Below are 25,591 nucleotides of genomic sequence, written 5' to 3'. Positions count from 1 at the left end.
ATACAACCTGCGCCCGCGACGGTCGTTCAGTGCCCCGAAGCGCGGGAGAACAACTGGATCACCAGCACGCCGGCGATGATCAGGCCGATACCGAGGAGGGCTGCGGGGTCCAGGCGCTGGCCGTAGACGAACATCGCCACCAGGCTGACCAGGACGATGCCGAGCCCGGACCAGATGGCGTAGACCACGCCGACCGGCAGGGTGCGCATGACCAGCACGAGCATGCTGAAGGCGAGCACGTAGCCGCCCACCACCAGCAGCAGCGGCAGTGGCTTGCTGAATCCGGCGACGGCTTTCAGCGAGGTGGTGGCGACCACTTCGGCGGCGATGGCGATGGCGAGGTAGAGATAATTGGTCATGGCGGGGTCCTCCGGAAACTGCGGCCATTCTAGGGAGCCGGCGGATGGGATAAAGTCGTTACCTATCTTTATTGGAGATAGGTTATGCAGTGGAACCTGGAGCAGATCCGCCTGTTCGTCAGCGTCGCCGAGCGCCAGTCGTTCTCTGCCGCCGCCCGCGAACTGAAGCGGGTGCAATCGGCGGTGAGCAACGGCATCGCGCTGCTGGAGGCGGACCTCGGCGTCACCCTGTTCGAACGCAGCAGCGGACGCCAGCCGCGCCTGACCGACGAGGGCCGGGTGCTGCTGGCGGAGGCGCGCGAGGTGCTGCGCCAGTGCGAGCGCCTGCAGGGGCGCGCGCTGGGGCTGGCGCGCGGCGAGGAGCCGCGGCTGCGCCTGGCCCAGGACGAGGCGATGCCCTACCAGCCGGTGCTGGACAGCCTGGAAGCGCTGGCGCAGCGCTTTCCCAGTCTGGAGGTGCAGGTGTCCAGCGGCGGCCAGGGTGACGTCACCCGTCGTTTGCTCGAGGAGCAGGCTGACCTCGGCCTGCTGTTCCACCATGAGCGCATGCCTGAGTCGCTGGAGCGGCGGCGCCTCGGCAGCGTCGAGATGGTCACGGTGTGCGGTGCCGGCCACCCGCTGGCCGGGCTGCAACGGGTCAGTCGCCGCGAGCTGGCACAGCACCGGCAACTTTTGATCGTGCCCCAGCAGAGCGGCTATCCGGGCGGCGAGCAGATCAGCCCGCAGGTCTGGCGGCTGGACAGCTTCTATTCCATGGCCGAGCTGCTGATGCGCAACCTCGGCTGGGCCTGGCTACCGCGGCACGTGGTGCAGTACCCCACCTACGACCGGCTGATGGTGGAGCTGACCAGCGACTGGACGCCGCCGGCGCTGGTGGTCGAACTGGTCTGGCGGCGCAACGAGGTGCTCGGCCCGGCGGCGGCCTGGCTCGGCGAAACCTTCACCCGCCACCTGCGCGCCATCGGCTGAGCCGGTCGGCGGGAGTTTTGCTAAGCTGCGCGCCCATGAACCGTACCCTCTATACCCTGCTGTTCCATCTCGGCTTGCCGCTGGTGGCGTTGCGCCTGTGGTGGCGCGCGCGCCGGGCGCCGGCATACGCCAAGCGCATCGGCGAGCGTTTTTCCCTGTCCTTGCCCGAGGTGCCGCCCGGCGGCATCTGGGTGCACGCCGTCTCGGTGGGCGAGAGCATCGCCGCCGCGCCGATGGTGCGGGCGCTGCTGGAGCGCCATCCGCAGCTGCCGGTCACCGTCACCTGCATGACCCCGACCGGCTCGGAGCGCATCCGCGCATTGTTCGGCGAGCAGGTCCGGCACTGCTACCTGCCCTACGACCTGCCCTGGGCGGCGGCGCGCTTCCTCGACCGGGTGCGGCCGCGCCTGGCGGTGATCATGGAAACCGAGCTGTGGCCCAACCATATCCATGCCTGCGCCGTGCGCGGGATCCCGGTGGCGCTGGCCAATGCGCGCCTGTCCGAGCGCTCGGCGCGTGGCTACGCGCGCTTCGCCGGGCTGACCCGGCCGATGCTCGCCGAGCTGTCCTGGGTCGCCGTGCAGACCGAGGCCGAGGCCGAGCGCTTCCGTCGTCTCGGCGCGCGTCCTGAGTGCGTCAGCGTGACCGGCTCGATCAAGTTCGACCTGCGCATCGACCCGCAGCTGCCGCTGGCCGCTGCCGCCCTGCGCGAGGAATGGGACGCGACGGCGCGACCGCTGTGGATCGCCGCCAGCACCCATGCCGGCGAGGACGAGATCGTCCTGGCAGCCCACCGGCGCCTGCTGGAAACGCGTCCCGACGCGTTGCTGATCCTGGTGCCGCGCCATCCGGAACGCTTCGCCGGCGTCCACGAGCTATGCCGCCGCGAAGGCTTCGCCACGGTCCGGCGCTCCGGCGGCGAGCCGGTGGCACGCGCGACCCAGGTGCTGCTCGGCGATACCATGGGCGAGCTGCTGTTCCTCTATGCCCTGGCCGACATCGCTTTCGTCGGCGGCAGCCTGGTGCCCAACGGCGGGCACAACCTGCTGGAGCCGGCGGCCCTGGGCAAGCCGGTGTTCGCCGGTCCGCACCTGTTCAACTTCCTCGACATCGCCGCGCAATTGCGCGACGCCGGGGCGCTGCTCGAGGTGACGGATGCCGGCGAGCTGTGCGACGGCCTCGCGCGCCTGTGGGCGCAGCCGGAGGTCGCGACGGCCATGGCCACTGCCGGAGAGAAGGTGCTGCGCAACAACCAGGGCGCCCTGGAGCGGCTGCTGGCGGGGTTGGCGCGGTTGCTCGGGCGCGGCGGGTAGAGCTCGCCCCGTCGGCCCTCCCCTGGCCCTGCATCGCGACAGGGCGTTTCAGAACGTCGGCGGGGTGATCACCCAGAGCACCAGGGTATCGCTGTCGCCCGGGTTGCCGTAGCGATGCGGTTCCTGGCTGGAGTAGCTGAAGCTGTCGCCCTCGCGGAGCTGGAAATGGCGGTCGCCGACCCAGAGTTCGAAGATTCCGCTGAGGATGTAGCCGGCTTCCTCGCCCTCATGGCTGTAGCTCTGCTGGCTGTAGGTGCCCGGCGGGAAACGCGAGTGGAGGATCTCCAACTGGCGGCTGGGCTGCGGGGTGAGCAGTTCGTCGATGATGCCGTCTTCGTAATGCACGCTCATGCGCGTGTTGCGCCGCACCACGTAGCCGGCGTCCGCCGGGTCCACCGCGGCCTCGCTGGCGAAGAACCACTGGATGGTCACGCCGAGGCTGCGGGCGATGTTGAACAGCGCCGGAATCGACGGATACGCCAGGTTGCGTTCCAACTGGCTGATGTAGCCGGCGGTGAGTTCGCTCTGTGCGGCCAGCTCGGCCAGGGTCAGGCCGCGGCGCTTGCGCAGGCCGCGGATGCGGGTGCCGAGGAAGTGCGTTTCGCTGCGCGGCGTGTCGGTGGCGTCCGGCGGTGACGGGCGGGGCATGCGGCGGGGTCCTGGCTGCGTTTGCGGCATTCTAGGGGCTGGGCCGGGACCCGTCGAGGGAGCCGCGGCCGCGCCGCTCAGATGCTCCAGGCGGCCTTGAGCCCTTCGTAGATCGCCTCCTCGGCGGTGCGGGGGGCCAGGCAGTCGCCGATCCGCAACACCTCCGCCAGGCCGTGCAGGCTGTCGGCCAGGCGGTCCACCGGCTGGTGGCCCTGGCATAGCACCAGGGTATCGACCTCCTCGAACAGCATCGCCTCGCCGCTGGCGCTGTGCTGCATGTACACCGTGGTATCGTCGCAGCCGTACAGGCGGGCGTAGGGCGTGACCGGGATACCCAGGCGGTGCAGTTCGCCGGCCAACTGGTCGCGCACGTACAGCGGCAGGCTCTCGCCGCAGTGGGTGCCGTTCACCGCCAGGCGTACCTGGTGGCCCTCGCGTACAAGCTTTTCCGCGATACCGGGGCCGATCCAGTCGCCCCGCCAGTCGGTGACCAGCACCGAGCGACCGACCCGCACCTCGCCGCGCAGCACCTGCCAGGCATCCACCACCTGCAGCTCGCCGCCGCGCTCGAAAGGCGGCCAATAGGGTTCGGCGCCGGTGGCGACGATCACCAGGTCCGGCCGTTCGCGCTCCACCAGCGCGCGGTCGACCGGCGTGTTGCGGCGTACCTCGACGCCGGCCAGTTGCATCTCCCGTTGCAGGTTGGTGGAGGCGCCGCCGAATTCCGCGCGGCGCGGCAGCAGTTGCGCCAGGTTGACCTGGCCGCCGAGCTGGGCGCCGGCCTCGCAGAGCACTACCTCGTGGCCGCGCTGTGCCGCCACCGCCGCCGCCTTCATCCCCGCCGGGCCGCCGCCGGCGACCAGCACGCGCTTGCGCCGCGAGGGCGGATTGGGCGTTGCGTAGGTCAGCTCGCGGCCGGTTTCCGGGTGCTGGATGCAGGAGATCGGATAGCCTCGGTGGAAATGTCCGATGCAGGCCTGGTTGCAGGCGATGCAGGCGCGCACGTCGTCGCTGCGCCCGGCCTCGGCCTTGTTCGGCATCTGCGGGTCGCAGATCAGCGCGCGGGTCATGCCGCAGACGTCGGCCTGGCCTCGGGCGAGGATGGCCTCGGCCTCCTGGGGCTGGTTGATGCGCCCGGTGACGAACAGCGGGATCGCCAGGCGCGCCTTGAAGGTACTGGCTTCGCGGGCCAGGTAGGCCGGCTCGATGGCCATCGGCGGGACGATATGGATGGCGCCGCCGAGGGAGGCCGAAGTGCCGGCGACGATGTGCAGGTAGTCCAGCTCGCCCTGGACTGCCTCGGCCGCCTGCAGCGACTCGCTTTCGCTGAGACCCTCGGGGTCGCGCTCGTCGGCGGACAGGCGCAGGCCGACGATGAAGTCCTCGGAGGTGGCCGCGCGCACCGCCGCCAGCACTTCGCGGAGGAAACGCAGGCGGGCATCGAGGTCGCCGTTGTAGCCATCCTTGCGGCGGTTCACCCGCGGGTTGAGGAATTGCGCCGGCAGGTAGCCGTGGCTGGCGACCACCTCCACCCCGTCCAGTCCTGCCTCGTGCAGGCGGCGCGCGGCGGCGGCGTAGCCGGCGACGATCTCGTCGATCAGCGGCTGGTCGAGTTCGCGCGGCATCACCCGGAACCGTTCGTTGGGCGAGGCCGAGGCGGAATAGGCCACCGCCAGCAGGCCGTCGGCGGACTCCATGATCTCGCGCCCGGGATGGAAGATCTGCGACAGCACCACGCAGCCTTCGGCGTGGCAGGCCTCGGCGACCCGCCGGTAGCCGGGGATGCAGGCATCGTCGGTGGCCATCAGCACGTGCGAGGTGTAGCGCGCGCTGTCGTGGACCCCCGCCACCTGCATGACGATCAGTCCGGCGCCGCCGCGGGCCCGGGCGCGGTGATAGGCGACGAGTGGCTCGTTGACCAGGTTGTCGGTAGGCATCGACGTGTCGTGGCCGCTCGACATGATGCGATTTTTCAGGCGTTTGCCCCGGATTTCCAGGGGGCTGAACAGGTGCGGGAAATTCACGGTTGGCGTCCTTCTTGTTGTTCTCGCGGCGCGCTTCAGAAACAGGATATGAATTTACCGTCAGTAAAAAATCAACTTGTTTTTTTAAAAACGACTGGATAGTTTCTGTCCCGTGGCCGCTTCCCGGCGGCTCGCTGCGATCCACTCCACAACAAGAACAAGAGGAGACGCACATGAACCGTTCCTTTCCGTTGCGCCGCGCGGCCAGCGCCCGTCCGCATCCGGTTTTTCCTTGCCGCGTCCTGCTCGGCGCCGTCCTGCTGGCGTTCGGCGGCCTCGCGCCGGTCCAGGCCGATGATGGCCTGGTGGTGGTCGGCTACGGCGGCGCCGGACAGAAGGCCCAGGAGGTGGCGTTCTTCCAGCCGTTCACGCAGCAGACCGGGATTCCCGTGGTGCAGAGCGAGTACAACGGCGAGATGGCCCGGATCAAGGTGATGGCCGACACCGGTCACGCCGACTGGGACCTGGTCCAGGTCGAGGGGCCGGACCTGGCGCGCGGTTGCGACGACGGCCTGTTCGAACGCCTGGACTGGCAGGCCATCGGCGGCAAGCAGCAGTTGATCGCCAATGCCGCCCAGGAATGCGGTTCCGCCGCGCTGGTCTGGGGCGTGGCGATCGGCTACGACGCCGACCGGCTGCAACAGCCGCCGGCGTCCTGGGCCGACTTCTGGGACGTCCAGCGCTTCCCCGGCAAGCGCGGCCTGCGCAAGCGGGCGATCTACAACCTGGAGTTCGCCCTGCTCGCCGATGGCGTGCCACGCGAGCAGGTCTATCCGCTGCTGGCGACCCGCGCCGGCGCCGACCGTGCCTTCGCCAAGCTGGGCCAGCTCAAGCCCTACATCCAGTGGTGGGAGGCGGGAGCGCAGCCGGCGCAGTGGCTGGCCGCCGGCGACGTGGTGATGACGTCCACCTACACCGGGCGCATCGCCGACGCCCACCGCGCGGGGCGCAACCTGGCCCTGGTATGGCCGGGCAGCCTGTACGGCATGGACTACTGGGCGGTGGTCAAGGGTTCGAAGCGCGGCGCCGAGGCGCGTCGCTTCATCGCCTTCGCCAATGCCCCGGATGCCCAGGTGCGCTACGTCGAGAACATTCCCTACGGGCCGACCAACCGCCAGGCCGCCCAGCGCCTGCCCGCGCAACTGGCGAGCTGGGTGCCGACCGCGCCGGCGAACCTGGAGCAGGGCCTGGCGATGGACGACGAATTCTGGGTCGAGCATGGCGAGGAGCTGGAGGAGCGCTTCAACGCCTGGGCCAGCCAGTGAGACGGGCGCCACGTAACCTGCGATCATCGGGGCTGCCCGCCGGTGGTCGCGGGCGACGAGCAGGAGCCGCGAAAGGATGAACCAGGAAGTGCGCTTTTCCCGTCTGGAACCAGAGCAGCGCAAGGCGCTGCTGATCGAGGCGACCCTGGCCTGCCTGAAGCGGCATGGCTTCCAGGGCGCCTCGGTGCGCAAGATCTGCGCCGAGGCCGGGGTATCGGTGGGCCTGATCAATCACCACTACGATGGCAAGGACGCGCTGGTGGCCGAGGCCTACCTGGCGGTCACCGGACGCGTCATGCGCCTGCTCCGCGGCGCCATCGACACCGCGCCGGGCGGCGCCCGCCCGCGGCTCTCGGCGTTCTTCGAGGCATCTTTCTCCGCCGAGCTGCTCGATCCGCAATTGCTCGACGCCTGGCTGGCGTTCTGGGGCGCGGTGGGCAGCATCGAAGCGATCGGGCGGGTCCACGACCATTCCTATGGCGAGTACCGGGCGCTGCTGGTCGGCGTGCTGCGGCAACTGGCGGAGGAGGGCGGCTGGGCGGACTTCGACGCGGAACTGGCGGCCATCAGCCTCAGCGCCCTGCTCGACGGGCTGTGGCTGGAGTCTGGGCTGAATCCCGCGACCTTCACGCCGCGGCAGGGCGTGCAGATCTGCGAGGCCTGGGTGGATGGCCTGGAGGCGGGCGCCCATCGCCGCTTCCGGCGTGCGACGGAAGCTTGTTGATCGTCCGTTCAGTAGTGGATAGGCTGCTGCTGGCAGCGGAAGGCGCCCCGGCCCCTTCCGCCCACCGTCCGACAACCCAGAACAAGAAACGCCCCGGCCCGCCGGAGGCGCAAGGTGATGGCGATGGTTCCGCGCGTATTGGTGGTCGACGACGACCCGGTGATTCGTGAGCTTCTCCAGGCCTATCTCGGCGAGGAGGGCTATGACGTCCTCTGCGCCGGCAACGCCGAGCAGGCGGAAGCCTGCCTTGCCGAGTGCGCCCATCTCGGCCAGCCGGTCGAGCTGGTGCTGCTGGACATCCGCCTGCCCGGCAAGGACGGCCTGACCCTGACCCGCGAGCTGCGGGTGCGCTCCGAGGTGGGGATCATCCTGATCACCGGGCGCAACGACGAGATCGATCGCATCGTCGGCCTGGAGTGCGGCGCCGACGATTACGTGATCAAGCCGCTGAACCCGCGCGAACTGGTGTCGCGGGCGAAGAACCTGATCCGCCGGGTGCGCCATGCCCAGGCCAGCGCCGGCCCCGCCCGGCAGGCCCTCAGGCAGTTCGGCGACTGGCTGCTGGACGCCGACCGGCGCCGCCTGATCGACCACGCGGGCAACGAAACCCTGCTCACCCATGGCGAATTCCAATTGCTCGGCGCTTTCCTGCGCAACAGCGGGCATACCCTGAGCCGCGACCAGTTGATGGACCAGATCCGCAACCGCGAGTGGCTGCCCAGCGATCGCTCCATCGACGTGCTGGTCGGCCGCCTGCGTCGCAAGCTGCGCGACGACCCGGCCGAACCGCAACTGATCATCACCATCCACGGCGCCGGCTACCTGTTCACCGCCGCGGCCAGCGACGCCTGAGCCATGCAGGCCTGCTGGCTGGCGCTCTGCGGATGGCTGCTGGGCGGCCTGGCACAGGCTGCGGAGACCATCCGCTATTGCGACTATCCGGTATACCCGCCGATCTCCTGGAGCGACGGCCAGCAGGTCCGGGGGCTGGCGCCGGAGCTGGTGAAGCGGCTGTTCGGCGCGCTGGGCTACCGGGTCGAGGTGGTGGTGCTGGGCAACTGGCGGCGCTGCCTGCTCGACGCCGCCGCCGGACGGGTCGACCTGATACTGGCCTACCGCACGCCCGCGCGTGATCGCGACCTGGCGTTTTCCGCCGAGCCGGTGCTGCGCGAGGACGTGGCGATCTTCTACAACCGCCAGCGGCCGGTGCGCATCCAATCCCTCGGCGACCTCGCCGGCTATCGCGGCGGGCTGTTGTTCGGCGAAAGCTACGGGGCGGACTTCGACCGCTTCGTCGGCCGCCACGGCAACGTCGAATGGGTTTCCGACAGCCGACAGAACTTCGGCAAGCTGGTGCGCCAGCGCATCGACTACATCGCCCACGAACGCCGCACCGGCACGCTGTTCGCCGAGCGCCTGGCCGGCGGCGAGAACATCCGTGCGCTGCCCGAACCGCTGACGGTGGACTACCTGCGGGTGGCGGTCTCGCGGCACTCGCCGCTGGCGGCGAAGATGGACGAGATCGACCGGGCCCTGCGTGGCTATCGCGACGACGGCAGCATCCAGCGTTGGCTGGACGACAGCGTGCGCGACTATCGGCGCCTTGCCGGCAACCGCGCGGACGCCTGGTGAGCGGCCACGGCGGAGTGTTGGCGCGGCGCCTGCTGTGGCGGGTGCTGCTGTTCAGCCTGTGTTTCACCGTCCTCGCCGGCGCCGTGCAGCTGTTCTTCGAATACCGCCGCGAAATGCGCGAGATCGAGGCGCGCCTGGAACTGATCCGCAGCGGCTACCTGGCCAGCTTCGAGCGCAGCCTGTGGGATCTCAACCAGGAGCAGTTGAACGTGCAGTTGCGCGGCCTCGGGGATTTCCCCGACATCGCCCGTGTCAGCCTGCAAAGCGCCGACTTCAACCTGTTGCAGGGCGACCAGCGTCCACGCGGCATGCTGCGGGTCGAGCGCTTTCCCTTGAGCTACCAGCCGCCGGGGGGCGAGCGTCGGCAACTGGGCGAGCTGGAGATCGCCATCGACCTGGCGGCGGTCTATCGCCGGCTGGTTTCCGGCGGCCTGGCCAGCCTCTTGTGGATGGGCAGTTTCCTTTGCGGCCTGGCGGTGGCCCTCAGTTGGCTGTTCCACAGCCTGGTCACTCGCCATCTGTGGCGCATGTCCGAGTTCGCCGGGCATATCGCCGAAGGCGACCTGCAACAGCCGCTGCGACTGGACAAGGCGGACCGCGAACGCGACGAGATCGACGCCGTCGCCGCCGCCCTGGAAGACATGCGCCAGGCCCTGCGCACCGACCGCCGCCGGCGCGATGCCGATCGCGACGAGTTGCGTCGGCAGGTCGAGCGGCGCACCGCCAGCCTGCGCCGGGCGAAGGACCAGGCGGAAGCCGCCGACCGCGCCAAGAGCCGTTTTCTCGCGACCATGAGCCATGAGATCCGTACCCCGCTGAACGGCATCCTGGGCATGGCCGAGCTGCTGCGCGAGGCATCGCTCGGCGAGCGTGACCGCCAGCGCCTGCGGGCACTGGCGACAGCGGGGGAGGGACTGCTGGCGATCCTCAACGAGGTCCTCCACTTCGCCCGGCTGGAGGAAGCGTCGGATGTGCCGGAAGCGGTGGACTTTTCCTTGCGGAGCCTGCTCGAGGACGTCCTCACCCTGCTCGAACCACGGGCGCGGGAGAACGCCACACGGCTGGACCTGTGGCTGGACCCACAGGTTCATGACGGCCATCGCGGCGCCGAGCAGTTCCTGCGCCAGGTGTTGACCAACCTGCTGGGCAACGCGGTGAAGTTCACCGAGGCCGGCGAGGTGCGCGTTCGCGTCGAGCGGCTGGCGCGCAGCGCAGGAAGCGAGCGCCTGCGGCTGAGCGTCGCGGACGATGGAATCGGCATTCCCGAGGAAATGCGCGAACGCATCTTCGAACGCTTCACCCAGGGCGGCGACGCCGTGACCCGCCGTTACGGCGGAACCGGCCTGGGCCTGGCGATCAGCAAGCGGCTGGTGGAAGCGCTGGGCGGGCGGATCGGCGTGGAAAGCCGGGTCGGCCAGGGCAGCACGTTCTGGTTCGAGATCGAGCTGGCGCTGGCGAGCTTGTCCGGCGCGACGCCGCCGGCGGCATCGGTGTCTGCGCTGGAGGTGCTGCTGGTGGAGGACGTGGCGCTCAACCGCGAGGTGGCCCAGGGCCTGCTCGAGCGGGACGGCCACCGGGTGATGCTGGCCGAGGACGCGGGGCCGGCCCTGGCGTTGTGCCGGCAGCGGCGCTTCGACCTGATCCTGCTGGACATGCACCTGCCGGGGATGGCTGGCCTCGAGCTTTGCGCCGGGATTCGCCGGCAGCTCGACGGCCTGAACCGCGCCACGCCGATCTTCGCCTTCACCGCCAGCATCCAGCCGGACATGGTGCGTCGGTACTTCGCCGCGGGCATGCAGGGCGTGCTCGGCAAGCCCCTGCGGATGGACGAGCTGCGCCGCGCGCTGGGCGAGGTCGGCACCAGCGTGCCTGCGCTTGCGGTGGAGGCCGCGCTGGACCGGCAAATGCTCGAGACCCACCGCCGCCTGCTGGGGCGGCACAAGCTCGCCGGACTGCTGGGCAACCTGCTGGGAAGCCTGGACGAGCAGTTGCCGCTGCTGGCCGAAGCCCTGGACCAGGCGGACCTGGCCGAGGCGGCGAACATCGCCCATCGCCTGTCCGGAAGCTGCCACTCCATGGGCCTGGTGGCGCTCGGCGCCGGCCTGGGCGAGCTGGAGCGCGAGGCCCTGGGCGCGGCCGGGGTCGACCCGCGAGCCTGGGGCGCACGCCTGGGTAGCCTGCGCCGCGACGGCGCCGAAGCCCTGCGCCGCGCCGGCTTCCTCGGCGAAGCCGACTCAGCGGCCGGTTGAGCGGCGCGGCGAACAACTTCCTTACAGCTTTTTACATCTTCGATCCGCGCGTTCAACGGCGTCTTACATCCGCCGCCAATAATCCGCTCATCCGTGCGCAAGACACGGCCTCTGACAGAGTGGAGACAAGAATAATGAGCCATCTCGAAGACCCCTGTGCGTACCCTCATCCGGAGGTGCGCCATGGCTGACGGCAAGGAAAGGCTGCAACTCACCCGGGCCCTGGCGAGCCGCCACATCTTCATGCTGTCCCTCGGCGGGGTGATCGGCACCGGGCTGTTCATGGGCTCCGGCGTGACCATCAACCAGGGCGGCCCGGCCGGCGCGGTGCTGGCCTACCTGGTGGCCGGGGTGCTGATGTACCTGGTGATGGTCTGCCTCGGCGAGCTGTCGGTGCAGATGCCGGTCTCCGGTTCGTTCCAGGCCCACGCGACGCGTTTCATCGGACCGGCGACTGGCTTCATGATCGGCTGGGTCTACTGGATGAGCTGGGCCTCCACGGTAGGCCTGGAATTCACCGCGGCCGGGATGCTCATGACCCGCTGGTTCCCGGAGGTGCCCGTGTGGCTATGGTCGGGTTTCTTCGTGGTCGTGCTGTTCTCCCTCAATGCCCTGGCGACCCGCGCCTTCGGCGAGGCCGAGTACTGGTTCGCCGGGATCAAGGTGGCGGCGATCCTGGTGTTCATCGTGGTCGGGGGGCTGGTGATCTTCGGCGGTATCGAACTGAAGAGCGGTGCGCCGGCGCCGATGTTCTCCAACCTGGTCGGCGAGCGGCTGTTCCCCAACGGGCTGTCGGCGGTGTTCGCGGTGATGATGACGGTGGTCTATGCCTTCCAGGGTTGCGAGATCATGGGCGTCGCCGCCGGCGAGACCGAGCGACCGGAGAAGAGCATCCCGCGGGCGGTGCGCAACGTGGTGTTCCGCGTGCTGATCTTCTACGTGCTGGCCATCGTTGTGCTTTCCGCCATCATTCCCTGGCAACAGGCCGGGCTGTTGGAAAGCCCGTTCGTGCAGGTGTTCGACATGGTCGGGATTCCCTACGCGGCGGACCTGATGAACTTCGTCATCCTCACCGCCATCCTCTCGGTAGGCAACTCGGGCCTGTACGCCTCGACGCGGATCCTCTGGGCGATGTCCAGGACCGGCATGGCCCCGCGCGGCCTGTCGAAGCTCAGCGCGCGCGGCGTGCCGCTCTACGCGTTGCTGATCACCCTGTGCTTCGCCCTGCTCTCGTTGCTGACCAGCGTGATCGCCGCCGACACCCTGTTCATGGTGCTGATGGCGGTGAGCGGGATGTCCGGCACCGTCACCTGGATCGTCATCGCCTACGCCCAATACCGCTTCCGCCGCGAGCACATGGCCAGCGGCGGCACGGTCGCCGAGCTGAAATATGCCGCGCCGCTGTTCCCGCTGGTGCCGCTGGCCTGCATCGCCGTGTGCTGCTCGCTGTTCGTCTTCCTCGCCCTCGATCCCACCCAGCGGCCGTCCTTGTACTGGGGCTTCGGCTTCATCGCCGCCTGCTACCTGGCCTATTACGTGGTTCGTCGCCGGCAGCCGCAGGGACTGGGCGACCCCGCCCTGGGACGGGCCGGCTGAACGGCCATTCGCAGGACCCGACGCCCGCCGCATCCGGCGGGCGTTTTCGTTTTCGCCTGGTTGGTTTGTTCGAAGTTGTAACAGCCGGCTCGCGCGGGCCTCCGCCGCTTTTCGGCGGATCGCATGGCGTGTGGCTTTGCGCCTGCCGCAGGGCCGTTACATACACCCGAATGGGTGGATTGTGGTCTTGTTGAACGAGTGTTTAGTATTACCTGAAAGCCGCGATCGCCATCAACCAACAATAAGAACGAGGGCCGCATGACTGACCTTTCCCCATTGCAGACGCGGGTCGAAGCCGGGATCGCCTGGCTCGTCCTGAACCGTCCGCAACAGCGCAATGCACTGGATATCCCCACCCTGGAGGCCCTGCACGTCCGACTCGATGCCTGCGAGCGCGACCCGGCAGTGCGCGCTGTGGTGCTCGGCGGCAGCGGACGCAGCTTCTGCGCCGGGGCCGATCTCGCCGAATGGGCGGCGGCTGAAGCCCGTGGCGAGCTGGAAAGCTATGGCTGGACCGAGGCCGCCCACGCCCTGATGGGGCGCCTGCACGCCCTCGACAAACCCACAGTCGCCGCCGTCAACGGCAGCGCCGTGGGCGCTGGCATGGACCTGGCGCTGTGCTGCGATTTCCGCATCGCCGCCGCCTCGGCGCGCTTCAAGGCCGGCTACACCGGCATGGCCTACTGCCCGGACGCCGGCGCCAGTTGGCATCTGCCACGGCTGCTCGGCAGCGAGGCGGCCAAGCGCCTGCTGTTCCTCGACGAAGCCTGGAGCGCGGAGCGAGCCCTGGGCGCCGGACTGGTCGGCGAGGTGGTCGCCGACGAGCACCTGGTTGAGGCGGTCGGCGCCTTCGCTGCGCGTCTCGCCAGCGGTCCGACCTTTGCCTTCGCCCAGACCAAGCGCCTGCTGCGCGACGGCGCCGGGCGCTCGCTGGCCGAGCAGTTGCGGGCCGAGCAGGCCGCCGGGCTGCTCTGCGGGCGCAGCGAGGATGCCGCCGAGGCGCTGCGCGCCGTGGCCGAGAAACGTTCCCCTCAATTCAGCGGGCGCTAGGCGCCGAGCAGGTGATTCCCATGGATTTCAGGCTGACCCAGGAACAGGACATGCTGGTCGAGGCGGTGCGCAGCTTCGTCGAGAAGGAACTGCTGCCCCACGAGGACGATGTCGACCGCGCCGACGCGGTGTCGCCGGAGCTGGCCGCACAGATTCGCGGCAAGGCCATCGCCGCCGGTTTCTATGCCTTCAACATGCCCGAGGAAGTGGGCGGCGGCGGCCTCGACTACCTGTCCCAGGCGCTGGTCGAACGCGAGCTGTCGAAGGTCTCCTGGGCCCTCCACGTATTCGTCGCGCGGCCCTCGAAGATCCTCATGGCCTGCACCGGAGAACAGCTCGGCGACTACCTGTTGCCCTGCGTGCAGGGCGAAAAGACCGATTGCTTCGCCCTCACCGAGCCGGGCGCCGGCTCCGACGCCAATTCGATCAAGACCCGCGCGGTGCGCGACGGCGACGCCTTCGTGATCAACGGTAGCAAGCACTTCATCAGCCACGCCGGGCACGCCGACTTCGCCATCGTCTTCGCCGTCACCGACAGCTACGAGCACAACGGCCGCAAGCGCAACGCGGTGACCGCCTTCCTGGTGGACAAGGGCACGCCCGGGATGACCGTGCGCCGCGGGCCGAAATGCGTGAGCAACCGTGGCTACCACACTTACGAGATCTTCTTCGACGATTGCCGGGTGCCGGCCTCCAAGGTACTCGGCGAGGTCGGCAAGGGCTGGGAAGTGGCCAACGCCTGGCTCACCGCCGGACGGGTGATGGTCGCCGCCAACTGCGTCGGCCAGGCCCAGCGCGCCCTCGACCTATCACTGCGCTGGGCGGCCGATCGCAAGCAGTTCGGCCAGCCGATCGGCAGCTACCAGGGCGTTTCCTTCAAGCTCGCCGACATGGCCACGCAGATCCGCGCCGCCGAGCTGATGACCCTGCACACCGCCTGGAAGATGGACCAGGGCACCATGACCGACGGCGAGGCCGGCATGGCCAAGCTGTTCGCCAGCGAGACCCTCGGCAAGGTCGCCGACGAAGCGGTGCAGATCTTCGGCGGCATGGGCCTGATGGATGAAGGACCGGTCGAGCGCATCTGGCGCAACGCGCGGATCGAGCGGATCTGGGAGGGCACTTCGGAAATCCAGCGGCACATCGTTTCCCGCGAACTGCTGCGGCCGTTGCTGCGTTGAAGTCCTGGCTCCCCTCTCCCTCCAGGGGAGAGGGGAAGGCTGCCATGTTCCGAATCGAGAACCGACATGAATCGTGAAAACCTCAAGCGCCTGCTGGCACCCAGGCATCTCGCCTTCATTGGCGGCCGTGGCATGGCGCGTGCCCTGAAACGCTGTGCCGAAGGCGGTTTCGCCGGCCAGTTGTGGCTGGTCAATCCGCAGCACGCCGAACTCGAAGGCGTACCCTGCGTGGCCAGCGTCGCCGACCTGCCGTGCGGCCCGGACGCGGCGTTCGTCGCCACCAACCGCGAACTGACCCTCGACGCGGTCGCCGCGCTCGCCGCCAAAGGCGCCGGCGGGGCGATCTGTTATGCCTCCGGCTTCGCCGAAACCGGCGAACAGGGCCTGGCCTTGCAACGCCGGCTGCTGGCCGCCGCCGGCGAAATGGCGCTGCTCGGCCCGAACTGCTACGGCTTGCTCGACTACCTGCACGGCGCCGCGCTATGGCCGGTGGCACATGGCGGTCGGCAGGTGGAGCGGGGCGTCGCGGTGCTGACGCAGAGCGGCAACTTCGCCTACAACCTGTCGATGAGCGACCGTTCGCTGCCGGTGGCCTATATGGCATCGGTTGGCAACCAGGCGCAGCTGGGCATCGCCGAGCTGATGGACGTGCTGCTCGACGAGCCGCGGGTGACTGCCATCGGCCTGCATCTGGAAGGTCTGAAGAACGTCCCGGGGTTCGCCCGCGCGGCCTACAAGGCGTTGCAGAAAGGCGTGCCGGTGATCGCCCTGAAGACCGGGGTGTCGGAGATCGGCGCGGCCCTCGCGCTCAGCCACACCAGTTCCCTGGCCGGTTCCGACGCGCTCTACGACAGCCTGTTCGAGCGCCTCGGGGTGATCCGCGTGAGCGGCCCGGTGAGCTTCGTCGAAACCCTCAAGGCCGCCGCCTGCGGCCACCTGCCTGGCGGGCCGAGCCTGGTCGCGCTGGCCTGTTCCGGCGGCGACGCCGGGTTGATCGCCGATTACGCCGAGCGCAACGGCCTGGGGTTGCCGTCTTTCGACGCCGGACAGCGCGACGAACTGGCCGGGGTGCTGCCCGACTACGCCAACATCGCCAACCCGCTGGACTTCACCACCGCCATCTGGGGCGATGCCGCGGCCCTGGAGGAAATGCTCGACAGCGCTTTGCGCAGCCCTGCCGACGCCGCCCTGCTGGTGCTCGACTATCCGGGCGAGGAAACCGGCGAGCGGCCGCAGTGCGACCTGCTTCTGCAACGCTACTGCGCCGCGCTGAAGCGCCACGGCAAAGTCGGCTTCATCGCCTCGGCGTTCCCGGAACTGCTGCCGGCCCGGGCCCGCGAGCTGTTGCACGGCGAGGGCGTCGCCGCGCTGCAAGGCGTCGAGGATGGTCTCGCCGCCTGGGGACGGATCGCCCGCTACCGCCAGCGCCGCGCGGCGCTGCTGGAGCGCGGTGAGGCGGCGTTGGTGCCGATCTGCCCAGGGCCGCTGGCGGGCGACGGCTACCTGCTCGACGAGTGGCAATCCAAGCAGGCGCTGAAACCCTTCGGCCTGCCACTGCCCCAGGGGGTGCTGAGCACCCCCGGCCAGGCCCGCGAAGCGGCCCTCGACCTCGGCTTCCCGCTGGTGCTCAAGGCGGTCAGCGCCGCACTGCCGCACAAGACCGAGGCCGGTGGCGTGGCGCTCGGCCTGCGCAACGAGGCGGCGTTGGAGGCGGCATTGTTCGACATGCGCGAAAGCCTGGCCCGGCACGCGCCGCAACTGGTCTTCGAGCGTGTTTTATTGGAGCGCATGGCTGGCGCGCCGCTGGCCGAGCTGATCGTCGGGGTCAAGCGCGAGGAGGGCTTCGGCCTGGCATTGGTGATCGGTGCCGGCGGGATACTCGTGGAGCTGCTGCGCGACAGTCGCAGCCTGCTCCTGCCAACCACCGACGCGGCGATCCGCGATGCCCTGCTGAGCCTGCGCAGCGCGCCGTTGCTCAGCGGCTTCCGCGGTCGCCCGGCAGTGTGCATGGAGGCCCTGGTGGCGGCGATCCGCGCGGTCGCCGAATTCGCCTGCGAACATGCCGAGCGCTTGCTGGAGCTGGACGTCAATCCGTTGCTGGCGGATGCCGAGGGAGCGCTGGCGGTGGATGCGTTGATCCGGCTGGCCAATGGCTGAAGGCCGGGGGGACACGACGGCTCCCCCTCCCGCTTGTGGGAATGGGAGCAAGAGCGCTGCGGCGCGAACGGCGACTCCGATGGTCGCCGAACTGGACGAGGATATTGCCCATGCAACCACAGAAGACCCTCACCGCCGGCCAGGCCCTGGTCCGCTTGCTGGCCAACTACGGCGTGGATACCGTTTTCGGCATCCCCGGCGTGCATACCCTGGAGCTGTACCGCGGACTTCCGGGCAGCGGCATCCGCCACGTGCTGACCCGCCACGAGCAGGGCGCCGGCTTCATGGCCGACGGTTATGCGCGGGTCAGCGGCAAGCCGGGAGTGTGCTTCGTCATCACCGGGCCGGGCGTGACCAACGTCGCCACCGCCATCGGCCAGGCCTACGCCGACTCGGTACCGCTGCTGGTGATTTCCAGCGTCAACCACAGCGCCAGCCTGGGCAAGGGCTGGGGCTGCCTGCACGAGACCCAGGACCAGCGTGCCATGACCGCGCCGATCACTGCCTTCTCCGCCTTAGCCTTGAGCCCGGAACAGCTGCCCGAACTGATCGCCCGGGCCTACGCGGTGTTCGACAGCGAGCGTCCGCGCCCGGTGCATATCTCGATCCCGCTCGACGTGCTCGCCGCGCCGGTGGCCCATGACTGGAGCGCTGCCGTGGCGCGCCGCCCTGGTCGTGGTGTGCCGTGCACCGAGGCATTGCGGGCGGCGGCGGAGCGCCTGGCTGCGGCCCGGCGACCAATGCTCATCGCCGGCGGCGGCGCGCTGGCGGCCGGCGAGGCGCTTGCCGCGCTGAGCGAGCGCCTGGCCGCGCCGCTGTTCACCAGCGTCGCCGGCAAGGGTCTGCTGCCGCCGGACGCGCCGCTCAACGCCGGGGCCAGCCTGTGCGTAGCGCCGGGCTGGGAGATGATCGCCGAGGCCGACCTGGTGCTGGCGGTGGGCACCGAGATGGCCGACACCGACTTCTGGCGCGAACGCCTGCCGCTGTCCGGCGAACTGATCCGCGTCGATATCGACCCGCGCAAGTTCAACGACTTCTATCCCTCTGCCGTAGCGCTCAGGGGCGATGCCCGGCAGACCCTTGAGGCGCTGCTGGCGCGCCTGCCGCAGGAGGCCCGCGACGCCGCGCCGGCCGCCGCGAGGGTGGCGCGCCTGCGCGCGGAGATCCGCGCGGCACACGCGCCGCTGCAGGCGCTGCACCAGGCGATCCTCGACCGGATCGCCGCCGCGCTGCCGGCCGATGCTTTCGTCAGCACCGACATGACCCAACTGGCCTATACCGGCAACTACGCGTTCGCCAGCCGAGCGCCGCGCAGCTGGCTGCATCCCACCGGCTACGGCACCCTCGGCTACGGCCTGCCGGCCGGCATCGGCGCCAAGCTCGGCGCCCCGCAGCGCCCGGGCCTGGTGCTGGTCGGCGATGGCGGCTTCCTTTACACCGCGCAGGAACTGGCCACCGCCAGCGAGGAACTGGACAGTCCGCTGGTGGTGCTACTGTGGAACAACGACGCGCTCGGCCAGATCCGCGACGACATGCTCGGCCTGGACATCGAGCCGGTCGGCGTGCTGCCGCGCAACCCCGACTTCGCCCTGCTGGGCCGCGCCTACGGTTGCGCGGTGCGCCAGCCGCAGGACCTGAACGAACTGGAGCGCGACCTGCGCGCCGGCTTCGGGCAGCCCGGCGTGACCCTGATCGAACTGCGGCACGCCTGCGCGCGCTGACCGCCGGACAAGGAGAGTATCCATGCGCTATTCCGACTTCACTCAACGTATCGCCGGCGACGGCGCCGCTGCCTGGGACATCCACTATCGCGCGCTGGCGCGGGTCGAGCAGGGCGAGGAAATCCTCCTGCTGTCGGTCGGCGACCCCGACTTCGATACCCCGGCGCCCATCGTCCAGGCGGCCATCGACAGCCTGCTGGCCGGCAACACCCACTACGCCGACGTGCGCGGCAAGCGCGCCCTGCGCCAGCGCATCGCCGAGCGCCACCGGCGGCGCAGCGGCCAGGCGGTGGACGCGGAGCAGGTGGTGGTGCTGGCAGGTGCCCAATGCGCGCTGTACGCGGTGGTGCAGTGCCTGCTGAATCCGGGCGACGAGGTGATAGTCGCCGAGCCGATGTACGTCACCTACGAAGCGGTGTTCGGCGCCTGTGGCGCGCGGGTGGTGCCGGTGCCGGTGCGCTCCGAGAATGGCTTCCGCGTGCAGGCCGAGGAGGTCGCCGCACTGATCACCCCGCGCACGCGCGCGATGGCGCTGAACAGCCCGCACAACCCGTCCGGCGCCAGCCTGCCGCGGGCCACCTGGGAAGCCCTGGCCGAGCTGTGCATGGCCCATGACCTGTGGATGATCTCCGACGAGGTCTACAGCGAACTGCTGTTCGACGGCGAGCATGTCAGCCCGGCCAGCCTGCCGGGGATGGCCGACCGTACCGCGACCCTCAACAGCCTGTCGAAATCCCACGCCATGACCGGCTGGCGGGTCGGCTGGGTGGTCGGTCCCGCAGCACTCTGCGCGCACCTGGAGAACCTCGCCCTGTGCATGCTCTATGGCTCGCCGGAATTCATCCAGGATGCCGCCTGCACCGCGCTGGAAGCGCCGCTGCCGGAGTTGGAGGCGATGCGCGAGGCCTACCGCCGCCGCCGCGACCTGGTAATCGAGTGCCTGGCCGACAGCCCCGGCCTGCGTCCACTACGCCCGGACGGCGGCATGTTCGTGATGGTCGACATCCGTCCCACCGGACTTTCCGCCCAGGCCTTCGCCGACCGCCTGCTGGACCGCCATGGCGTATCGGTGCTCGCCGGCGAAGCCTTCGGCCCGAGCGCCGCCGGTCACATCCGCCTCGGCCTGGTGTTGGGCGCCGAACCGCTGCGCGAAGCCTGTCGGCGCATTGCGCTGTGCGCCGCCGAGTTGCTCGGCCAGGCCTGAACCCCTCGGCCGCGAGCGATGCGGCCGGTCACCACGATTCGGAAACCACGATGAACGTACTGATCGTCCACGCCCACAACGAACCGCAATCCTTCACCCGCGCGCTCTGTGACCAGGCATGCGAGACCCTGGCAGGCCAGGGCCACGCGGTGCAGGTCTCGGATCTCTACGCGATGAATTGGAATCCGGTGGCCAGTGCCGCCGACTTCGCCGAGCGCGCCGATCCCGACTACCTGGTGTACGCCCTGGAGCAGCGCGAGAGCGTCAAGCGCCAGAGCCTGGCCGCCGACATCCAGGCCGAGCTGGACAAGCTGCTGTGGGCCGACCTGCTGATCCTCAACTTTCCGATCTACTGGTTCTCGGTGCCGGCGATCCTCAAGGGGTGGTTCGACCGGGTACTGGTGTCCGGGGTCTGCTATGGCGGCAAGCGCTTCTACGACCAGGGTGGCCTGGCCGGCAAGAAGGCGCTGGTCAGCCTGACCCTGGGCGGGCGCCAGCACATGTTCGGCGAGGGTGCCATCCACGGACCGCTGGAGGACATGCTGCGGCCGATCCTGCGCGGCACCCTGGCCTATGTCGGCATGCAGGTGCTGGAGCCCTTCGTCGCCTGGCACGTGCCATACATCAGCGAGGAAGCGCGCGGCAACTTCCTGCGCGCCTACCGGGCGCGGCTGGAAAATCTCGAGCAGGATGTACCCCTGCGGTTCCCGCGGCTGGAGCAGTTCGACGCGCTGCTCCAGCCGCTGGCGCGCTGACCCGGGCGACGCGCGCCAGGCCAGTCAAGCGAAGACGCCCCCGACCGGGGGCGTCTTCGCTCGTGCTAGTACTGCTGGCGCGGCTTGCTCTGTAACTGCTCGGCGGCGGCCTTGGCCAGGTCCGGCGGGAGGAAGTCCTTGTCCGGATCGTAATCCTGCTTCAGGTAGGCGCTGAGCGCCTCCAGGTCGGCCGGGCTGAGGGTGCCGGCCGCCTGCTTCAGGCGCAGGGTATCGAGGATGTAGTCGTAGCGGCTGTTGTTGTAGTCGCGCACGGCGGCGTACAGCTGGCGCTGGGCGTTGAGCACGTCGACGATGTTGCGGGTGCCGACCTGGTAGCCGATCTCGGTGGCTTCCAGCGAACTCTGGTTGGAGATGATCGCCTGGCGCCGCGCCTGGACCTGCTCGACGTCGGTATTCACCGCGCGGTGCAGGTTGCGGGTGTCCTGCACCACCTGGCGGCGCTGGCCTTCGCGGGATTGCTCGCTCTGGTTGAGGCGCTGGTAGGACTCGCGGACCTGGGAGGAGGTCAGGCCGCCGCTGTAGATCGGGATGTTCAGTTCCAGGCCAATCGTGCGTTCCTCGACATCCTTGCCGTAGTGCACCAGCGGATTGGCGGCGCTGTTGGCGAAGCCGAGGGCGTCGTTGTCGCCCTTCTGGTACTGGGCCACGGCATCGAGGGTCGGCAGGTGCCCGGCCTTGCGCTGGCGGAGGGTTTCCTCGGCGGCGTTGACCGCGTAGTTGCTGGCCAGCAGGCGCAGGTTCTGCTGCACCGCGGTGTCGACCCAGGCCTTGGCGTCGTTCGGCGCCGGCGGCACCACCGGCAGGGTATGGCGCATGCCCTCGATGGCGCTGTAGTCGCGGTTGGTCAGGGTCACCAGGGCCTGGAAGGCATCGTCCACGCGCTGTTCGGCGATCAACCGGTTGGCGCGGGCGGTGTCGTAGCTGGCCTGGGCCTCGAGCACGTCGGTCTTGTCGGAAAGGCCCACGTCGAAGCGCTCGTTGGCCTGGTCCAGCTGGCGCTTGAAGGCGGCTTCCTCGGCCTTGCTGGTGGCCAGGTTGTCCTGGGCGCGGAGCACCGTGAAGTAGGTCTCGGCGCTGCGCAGGATCAGGTCCTGCTGGGTCGCGGAGAATTCCAGCCGGGCCTGGTCGCTGGTTTCCTTGGCGGCCTGCCACTGGAACCAGCGGTCGGCGCGGAACAGCGGCTGGCTGAGGCTGGCCTGGACCACATGACTGCTGCGTTTGACCGTGGCGGCCGGTTCGTCGAGAGCGATCCGTGAGTCGCCGATACGGCCGCCGGCGCCGAGTTGCGGCAGCAGGCCGGCGCGGGCCTGGGGCACCACTTCCTTGCGCGCCAGGTAGTCGGCCTGGGCGGCGGCGAGGTCGGCGTTGTTGTCGACGGCTTCCTTGTAGACGCTGATCAGGTCGGTCTTGGTCGGCAGCGGGGTCGGCTGGGCGGCCCAGGCGACACCGGTAGCAGCGGCCACGGCGGCCGCCAGGGAGAGTCTGCGCAGCATTCGTTCGTCCTGGAAAAGATGTGAGGTGGGGCAAGGCTAAGGTCGCTACCGGTGGCGGTCAAGGCACCTGCGCGGCAACTGATCGAAGAGCCAGTCCGGATCGATGTGCCGGCGAACGTGCGGGGATCTGCGTCTTCCCTGGCGAGAGGGCGCCGGACCGGACCATGACTGCCGGTCGGGCGGGGCGTTTTCCCGTTGGCGTATCCCGCCGGTGTTGATTAGACTGCCGGGGTTCTTGTCGGGGTGCCCTATACGAGGGGCTGAGATCGGATAGTTCCGGATCCCGTTGAACCTGATCGGGCTAGCGTCCGGTTCCGCCTCGCGCGGACCGCAGCAACCCGCGTAGGGAACAAGATGTCCGCGCCATGCCTGCCTTGCCGGCGCGTCCTTCTCGCCACCAGTCCCGGTGGCCCCGCGTGCCAGGTTCTCCCGACAATCACCCAGGAGAGCCATCGATGAGCGCAACGCAGAAGAACAACATCACCCGCCTTGAGCAGCTCGACCGCCAGTCGACGCAGCCTTTCCCGAACTCGCGCAAGGTCTACCTGACCGGCTCGCGCCCGGACATCCGCGTCCCGGTGCGGGAAATCTCCCTCGCCGACACCCCCACCGCCTTCGGCGGCGAAAAAAACCCGCCGGTGTTCGTCTACGACACCTCCGGCCCGTATACCGACCCTGAGGTCCGCATCGACCTGCGCAAGGGCCTGCCTGACGTGCGTTCGCGCTGGATCGACGAGCGCGGCGACACCGAGATCCTCCCCGGCCTGACCTCCGAGTTCGGCCAGGCCCGCCTGGCCGACGCCAGCCTCGACGCCCTGCGCTTCGCCCACGTGCGCACGCCGCGCCGGGCCAAGCCGGGCGCCAACGTCTCGCAGATGCACTACGCGAAGAAAGGCATCATCACCCCGGAGATGGAATACATCGCCATCCGCGAGAACATGAAGCTGCAGGAAGCCCGGGCCGCCGGCCTGCTCGACCAGCAGCACCCGGGGCACAGCTTCGGCGCCAACATCCCGAAGGAAATCACCCCCGAGTTCGTCCGCGAGGAAGTCGCCCGCGGCCGCGCGATCATTCCGGCGAACATCAACCACACCGAGCTTGAGCCGATGATCATCGGCCGCAACTTCCTGGTGAAGATCAACGGCAACATCGGCAACAGCGCGCTGGGCTCGTCGATCGAGGAAGAGGTGGAGAAGCTCACCTGGGGCATCCGCTGGGGCGCCGACACGGTGATGGACCTGTCCACCGGCAAGCACATCCATGAAACCCGCGAGTGGATCCTGCGCAACAGCCCGGTACCGATCGGCACCGTACCGATCTACCAGGCGCTGGAGAAGGTCAACGGCGTCGCCGAGGACCTGACCTGGGAAATCTTCCGCGACACCCTGATCGAACAGGCCGAGCAGGGCGTCGACTACTTCACCATCCACGCCGGCGTGCTGCTGCGCTATGTGCCGCTGACCGCCAAGCGGGTCACCGGCATCGTTTCCCGCGGCGGCTCGATCATGGCCAAGTGGTGTCTGGCGCACCACCAGGAGAACTTCCTCTACACGCATTTCGAAGAGATCTGCGAAATCATGAAGGCCTATGACGTCAGCTTCTCGCTGGGCGATGGCCTGCGTCCGGGCTCGGTGGCCGACGCCAACGACGCCGCCCAGTTCGGCGAGCTGGAGACCCTCGGCGAGCTGACCAAGATCGCCTGGAAGCACGACGTGCAGGTGATGATCGAAGGTCCCGGCCACGTGCCGATGCAATTGATCAAGGAAAACATGGACAAGCAGCTGGAGTGCTGTGACGAGGCGCCGTTCTACACCCTCGGCCCGCTGACCACCGACATCGCCCCCGGCTACGACCACATCACCTCCGGCATCGGCGCGGCGATGATCGGCTGGTTCGGCTGCGCCATGCTCTGTTACGTCACGCCCAAGGAGCACCTGGGTCTGCCGAACAAGGATGATGTGAAGACCGGGATCATCACCTACAAGATCGCCGCCCATGCCGCCGACCTCGCCAAGGGCCACCCGGGCGCGCAGATCCGCGACAACGCGCTATCCAAGGCGCGCTTCGAGTTCCGTTGGGAGGACCAGTTCAACCTTGGCCTGGACCCGGACACCGCGCGGGCGTTCCATGACGAGACCCTGCCGAAGGACTCGGCCAAGGTCGCGCACTTCTGCTCCATGTGCGGACCGAAGTTCTGCTCGATGAAGATCACCCAGGAGGTTCGCGACTACGCCAAGGAAAACGGCCTGTCCGACGAGAGCAAGGCCATCGAGGCCGGCTTCCAGGAGCAGGCGGCGCGCTTCAAGGACGAAGGATCGGTGATCTACAGGCAGGTGTAGGCCGCGCCACGGGGCCCCTCGCCGTGACGAGGGGCTGCGGAGCGTCGGAAGCGTCAGCCGCGGCCGGGGAACAGGTTCGGCTTGACGATGCCGTTCAGGCGCGGATACGGGATCTTCAGTTCGGGGTGGGCATAGGAATACGGCGCGATGGAGTAGGCGTCGTACTTCAGCGTCACCGCGCCGAAGGTCAATGCCACGTGCGGGGTGCGCTGGAACGGCCAGGTCTTCTGGAAATCGGCGTCCTGGTCGAGCTTGTTGGCCAGCAGCCAGGCCTTGTGCGCCAGCTCGGCCTGTTTCCAGAAGGCTTCTTCCTGGCCGGGAACCAGCATGTCCTGCAGGCTCAGCACCTTGTGCTGCCTGCGGTCGTAGTTGATGAAGCCGCGACCGGGCATGCCGTGGGCGCCGCCGGTGAACAGGTAGCTGGAAAGCTCGATGATCACCAGACCGTCATGTTGTTCGCGCACCTTGGCTTGCAGGTAGCTGCTCCAGCCCGGCTCGGCGCTGTCCAGGAACTGCCGCTCGTAGGCCGCCAGCGATGCCGGCAGGGGCGTTTCGTTGTTTTCCCGGGTCATTTCCAGCAGGGCGCGCTCGACGATCGGGTCCAACTGCGGTTCGTCGGGGAACTTCAAGGTGTCGATGTTTACCAAGGGACACTGTTCGCCCTGACAGCCGGGCTTCAGGTGCTCGCTGGCGAGGCGCTCGGTGGGCAGCGGGTCGTCGAGGCCGGGCTTGAAGAGGCTCTGGCAGGCGCTCAGCAGAACGACCAGGCTGCCGAGGGCGGCGAATTTCAGAAGGCGCATGGGATTCCTTTTGCGACGGTGGATGGGCGGGCTCGAAGCGTCGACCAGTCCATTTCGACCCTGGCGTCGCGCTTGAGTTCGGCCCGCGCAA

20 protein-coding genes and 1 riboswitch are annotated in these 25,591 nt (G+C 68.9%); of the genes, 15 read left to right on the top strand and 5 right to left on the bottom strand.

Features of this window, described 5'->3' with window-relative positions; genetic code table 11:
• Positions 1–26 precede the first annotated feature (26 nt).
• Positions 27–359 carry a DMT family transporter gene (locus AC1RB9_RS26110; protein ID WP_003095735.1) on the bottom strand — a complete coding sequence of 111 codons (333 nt, stop codon included), beginning with the start codon at positions 357–359 and terminating at the stop codon, positions 27–29.
• 84 nt (positions 360–443) lie between these two features.
• On the opposite strand from AC1RB9_RS26110, the gene AC1RB9_RS26105 reads away from it, so the two are divergent.
• Positions 444–1,328: a LysR family transcriptional regulator gene (locus AC1RB9_RS26105; protein ID WP_003114539.1), complete on the top strand. Its 885-nt coding sequence runs from the start codon at positions 444–446 to the stop codon at positions 1,326–1,328.
• Between the two features lie 35 nt (positions 1,329–1,363).
• Positions 1,364–2,641, top strand: coding sequence for a lipid IV(A) 3-deoxy-D-manno-octulosonic acid transferase (gene waaA / locus AC1RB9_RS26100; RefSeq protein ID WP_003457487.1), 1,278 nt, complete (start codon positions 1,364–1,366; stop codon positions 2,639–2,641).
• 48 nt (positions 2,642–2,689) lie between these two features.
• On the opposite strand, the gene AC1RB9_RS26095 is transcribed toward waaA, so the two are convergent.
• Positions 2,690–3,289, bottom strand: a complete 600-nt coding sequence (locus tag AC1RB9_RS26095; protein WP_003095727.1) for a helix-turn-helix domain-containing protein — start codon at positions 3,287–3,289, stop codon at positions 2,690–2,692.
• A 77-nt stretch (positions 3,290–3,366) separates the two neighbouring features.
• Positions 3,367–5,313 carry an oxidoreductase gene (locus tag AC1RB9_RS26090; RefSeq protein ID WP_003121171.1) on the bottom strand — a complete coding sequence of 649 codons (1,947 nt, stop codon included), beginning with the start codon at positions 5,311–5,313 and terminating at the stop codon, positions 3,367–3,369.
• 173 nt (positions 5,314–5,486) lie between these two features.
• Between AC1RB9_RS26090 and AC1RB9_RS26085 the strand changes: the two genes are divergently transcribed.
• The 12 genes from AC1RB9_RS26085 (at position 5,487) to AC1RB9_RS26030 (ending at position 20,847) form a co-directional block, all read left to right on the top strand.
• A complete protein-coding gene (locus AC1RB9_RS26085) occupies positions 5,487–6,578 on the top strand; it encodes an ABC transporter substrate-binding protein (RefSeq protein WP_003095722.1) in 1,092 nt (363 codons plus the stop codon).
• A gap of 76 nt (positions 6,579–6,654) precedes the next feature.
• On the top strand, positions 6,655–7,302 hold the full coding sequence (locus tag AC1RB9_RS26080; RefSeq protein ID WP_003095720.1) for a TetR family transcriptional regulator C-terminal domain-containing protein: 648 nt from the start codon (positions 6,655–6,657) through the stop codon (positions 7,300–7,302).
• Between the two features lie 117 nt (positions 7,303–7,419).
• A complete protein-coding gene (gene aruR / locus AC1RB9_RS26075; protein ID WP_003095718.1) occupies positions 7,420–8,154 on the top strand; it encodes a two-component system response regulator AruR in 735 nt (244 codons plus the stop codon).
• Between the two features lie 3 nt (positions 8,155–8,157).
• On the top strand, positions 8,158–8,934 hold the full coding sequence (locus AC1RB9_RS26070) for a substrate-binding periplasmic protein (RefSeq protein WP_003116156.1): 777 nt from the start codon (positions 8,158–8,160) through the stop codon (positions 8,932–8,934).
• Positions 8,931–11,183, top strand: coding sequence for an ATP-binding protein (locus AC1RB9_RS26065; protein ID WP_003457481.1), 2,253 nt, complete (start codon positions 8,931–8,933; stop codon positions 11,181–11,183). The genes AC1RB9_RS26070 and AC1RB9_RS26065 overlap by 4 nt, the downstream gene beginning before the upstream one ends.
• 183 nt (positions 11,184–11,366) lie before the next feature.
• A complete protein-coding gene (locus tag AC1RB9_RS26060; RefSeq protein ID WP_003457479.1) occupies positions 11,367–12,779 on the top strand; it encodes an amino acid permease in 1,413 nt (470 codons plus the stop codon).
• A gap of 258 nt (positions 12,780–13,037) precedes the next feature.
• Entirely contained in the window at positions 13,038–13,829 is a 792-nt protein-coding gene (locus tag AC1RB9_RS26055; protein ID WP_003114532.1) for an enoyl-CoA hydratase/isomerase family protein, read from the top strand.
• 20 nt (positions 13,830–13,849) lie between these two features.
• Positions 13,850–15,010, top strand: a complete 1,161-nt coding sequence (locus AC1RB9_RS26050) for an acyl-CoA dehydrogenase family protein (RefSeq protein WP_003112014.1) — start codon at positions 13,850–13,852, stop codon at positions 15,008–15,010.
• Positions 15,011–15,076: 66 nt separating this feature from the next.
• Positions 15,077–17,167 (top strand): acetate--CoA ligase family protein, encoded by a 2,091-nt coding sequence (locus tag AC1RB9_RS26045; protein WP_003457476.1) that lies wholly within the window; start codon positions 15,077–15,079, stop codon positions 17,165–17,167.
• Positions 17,168–17,208: 41 nt separating this feature from the next.
• A complete protein-coding gene (locus AC1RB9_RS26040) occupies positions 17,209–18,888 on the top strand; it encodes a 5-guanidino-2-oxopentanoate decarboxylase (protein WP_077447031.1) in 1,680 nt (559 codons plus the stop codon).
• Between the two features lie 22 nt (positions 18,889–18,910).
• A complete protein-coding gene (gene aruH, locus AC1RB9_RS26035) occupies positions 18,911–20,092 on the top strand; it encodes an arginine--pyruvate transaminase AruH (protein ID WP_003102073.1) in 1,182 nt (393 codons plus the stop codon).
• A gap of 50 nt (positions 20,093–20,142) precedes the next feature.
• Positions 20,143–20,847, top strand: coding sequence for an NAD(P)H-dependent oxidoreductase (locus AC1RB9_RS26030; protein WP_003102071.1), 705 nt, complete (start codon positions 20,143–20,145; stop codon positions 20,845–20,847).
• 65 nt (positions 20,848–20,912) lie between these two features.
• On the opposite strand, the gene opmH is transcribed toward AC1RB9_RS26030, so the two are convergent.
• On the bottom strand, positions 20,913–22,361 hold the full coding sequence (gene opmH / locus AC1RB9_RS26025) for an efflux transporter outer membrane subunit OpmH (RefSeq protein WP_003110314.1): 1,449 nt from the start codon (positions 22,359–22,361) through the stop codon (positions 20,913–20,915).
• 229 nt (positions 22,362–22,590) lie between these two features.
• Positions 22,591–22,727, top strand: a riboswitch (TPP riboswitch).
• An 89-nt stretch (positions 22,728–22,816) separates the two neighbouring features.
• Here opmH and thiC point away from each other — a divergent pair.
• The gene (gene thiC, locus AC1RB9_RS26020) at positions 22,817–24,700 is read left to right on the top strand and encodes a phosphomethylpyrimidine synthase ThiC (RefSeq protein ID WP_003095696.1); all 1,884 of its coding nucleotides are present in this window, start codon (positions 22,817–22,819) and stop codon (positions 24,698–24,700) included.
• Positions 24,701–24,753: 53 nt separating this feature from the next.
• Here thiC and AC1RB9_RS26015 read toward each other — a convergent pair whose 3' ends face one another.
• Positions 24,754–25,500, bottom strand: coding sequence for an RsiV family protein (locus tag AC1RB9_RS26015; RefSeq protein WP_003102069.1), 747 nt, complete (start codon positions 25,498–25,500; stop codon positions 24,754–24,756).
• Between the last annotated feature and the right edge of the window lie 91 nt (positions 25,501–25,591).

This window comes from Pseudomonas sp. 20-5, from assembly GCF_056782835.1.
This window is presented reverse-complemented; position numbering and strand designations above follow the sequence as displayed.

What these genes read in the sequence shown, in the direction of transcription:
- AC1RB9_RS26110 (WP_003095735.1), bottom strand. Translation starts at nt 359, where the DNA reads ATGACCAATTATCTCTACCTCGCCATCGCCATCGCCGCCGAAGTGGTC.
- AC1RB9_RS26105 (WP_003114539.1), top strand. Translation starts at nt 444, where the DNA reads ATGCAGTGGAACCTGGAGCAGATCCGCCTGTTCGTCAGCGTCGCCGAG.
- waaA (WP_003457487.1), top strand. Translation starts at nt 1,364, where the DNA reads ATGAACCGTACCCTCTATACCCTGCTGTTCCATCTCGGCTTGCCGCTG.
- AC1RB9_RS26095 (WP_003095727.1), bottom strand. Translation starts at nt 3,289, where the DNA reads ATGCCCCGCCCGTCACCGCCGGACGCCACCGACACGCCGCGCAGCGAA.
- AC1RB9_RS26085 (WP_003095722.1), top strand. Translation starts at nt 5,487, where the DNA reads ATGAACCGTTCCTTTCCGTTGCGCCGCGCGGCCAGCGCCCGTCCGCAT.
- AC1RB9_RS26080 (WP_003095720.1), top strand. Translation starts at nt 6,655, where the DNA reads ATGAACCAGGAAGTGCGCTTTTCCCGTCTGGAACCAGAGCAGCGCAAG.
- aruR (WP_003095718.1), top strand. Translation starts at nt 7,420, where the DNA reads ATGGCGATGGTTCCGCGCGTATTGGTGGTCGACGACGACCCGGTGATT.
- AC1RB9_RS26070 (WP_003116156.1), top strand. Translation starts at nt 8,158, where the DNA reads ATGCAGGCCTGCTGGCTGGCGCTCTGCGGATGGCTGCTGGGCGGCCTG.
- AC1RB9_RS26060 (WP_003457479.1), top strand. Translation starts at nt 11,367, where the DNA reads ATGGCTGACGGCAAGGAAAGGCTGCAACTCACCCGGGCCCTGGCGAGC.
- AC1RB9_RS26055 (WP_003114532.1), top strand. Translation starts at nt 13,038, where the DNA reads ATGACTGACCTTTCCCCATTGCAGACGCGGGTCGAAGCCGGGATCGCC.
- AC1RB9_RS26050 (WP_003112014.1), top strand. Translation starts at nt 13,850, where the DNA reads ATGGATTTCAGGCTGACCCAGGAACAGGACATGCTGGTCGAGGCGGTG.
- AC1RB9_RS26045 (WP_003457476.1), top strand. Translation starts at nt 15,077, where the DNA reads ATGAATCGTGAAAACCTCAAGCGCCTGCTGGCACCCAGGCATCTCGCC.
- AC1RB9_RS26040 (WP_077447031.1), top strand. Translation starts at nt 17,209, where the DNA reads ATGGGAGCAAGAGCGCTGCGGCGCGAACGGCGACTCCGATGGTCGCCG.
- aruH (WP_003102073.1), top strand. Translation starts at nt 18,911, where the DNA reads ATGCGCTATTCCGACTTCACTCAACGTATCGCCGGCGACGGCGCCGCT.
- AC1RB9_RS26030 (WP_003102071.1), top strand. Translation starts at nt 20,143, where the DNA reads ATGAACGTACTGATCGTCCACGCCCACAACGAACCGCAATCCTTCACC.
- opmH (WP_003110314.1), bottom strand. Translation starts at nt 22,361, where the DNA reads ATGCTGCGCAGACTCTCCCTGGCGGCCGCCGTGGCCGCTGCTACCGGT.
- thiC (WP_003095696.1), top strand. Translation starts at nt 22,817, where the DNA reads ATGAGCGCAACGCAGAAGAACAACATCACCCGCCTTGAGCAGCTCGAC.
- AC1RB9_RS26015 (WP_003102069.1), bottom strand. Translation starts at nt 25,500, where the DNA reads ATGCGCCTTCTGAAATTCGCCGCCCTCGGCAGCCTGGTCGTTCTGCTG.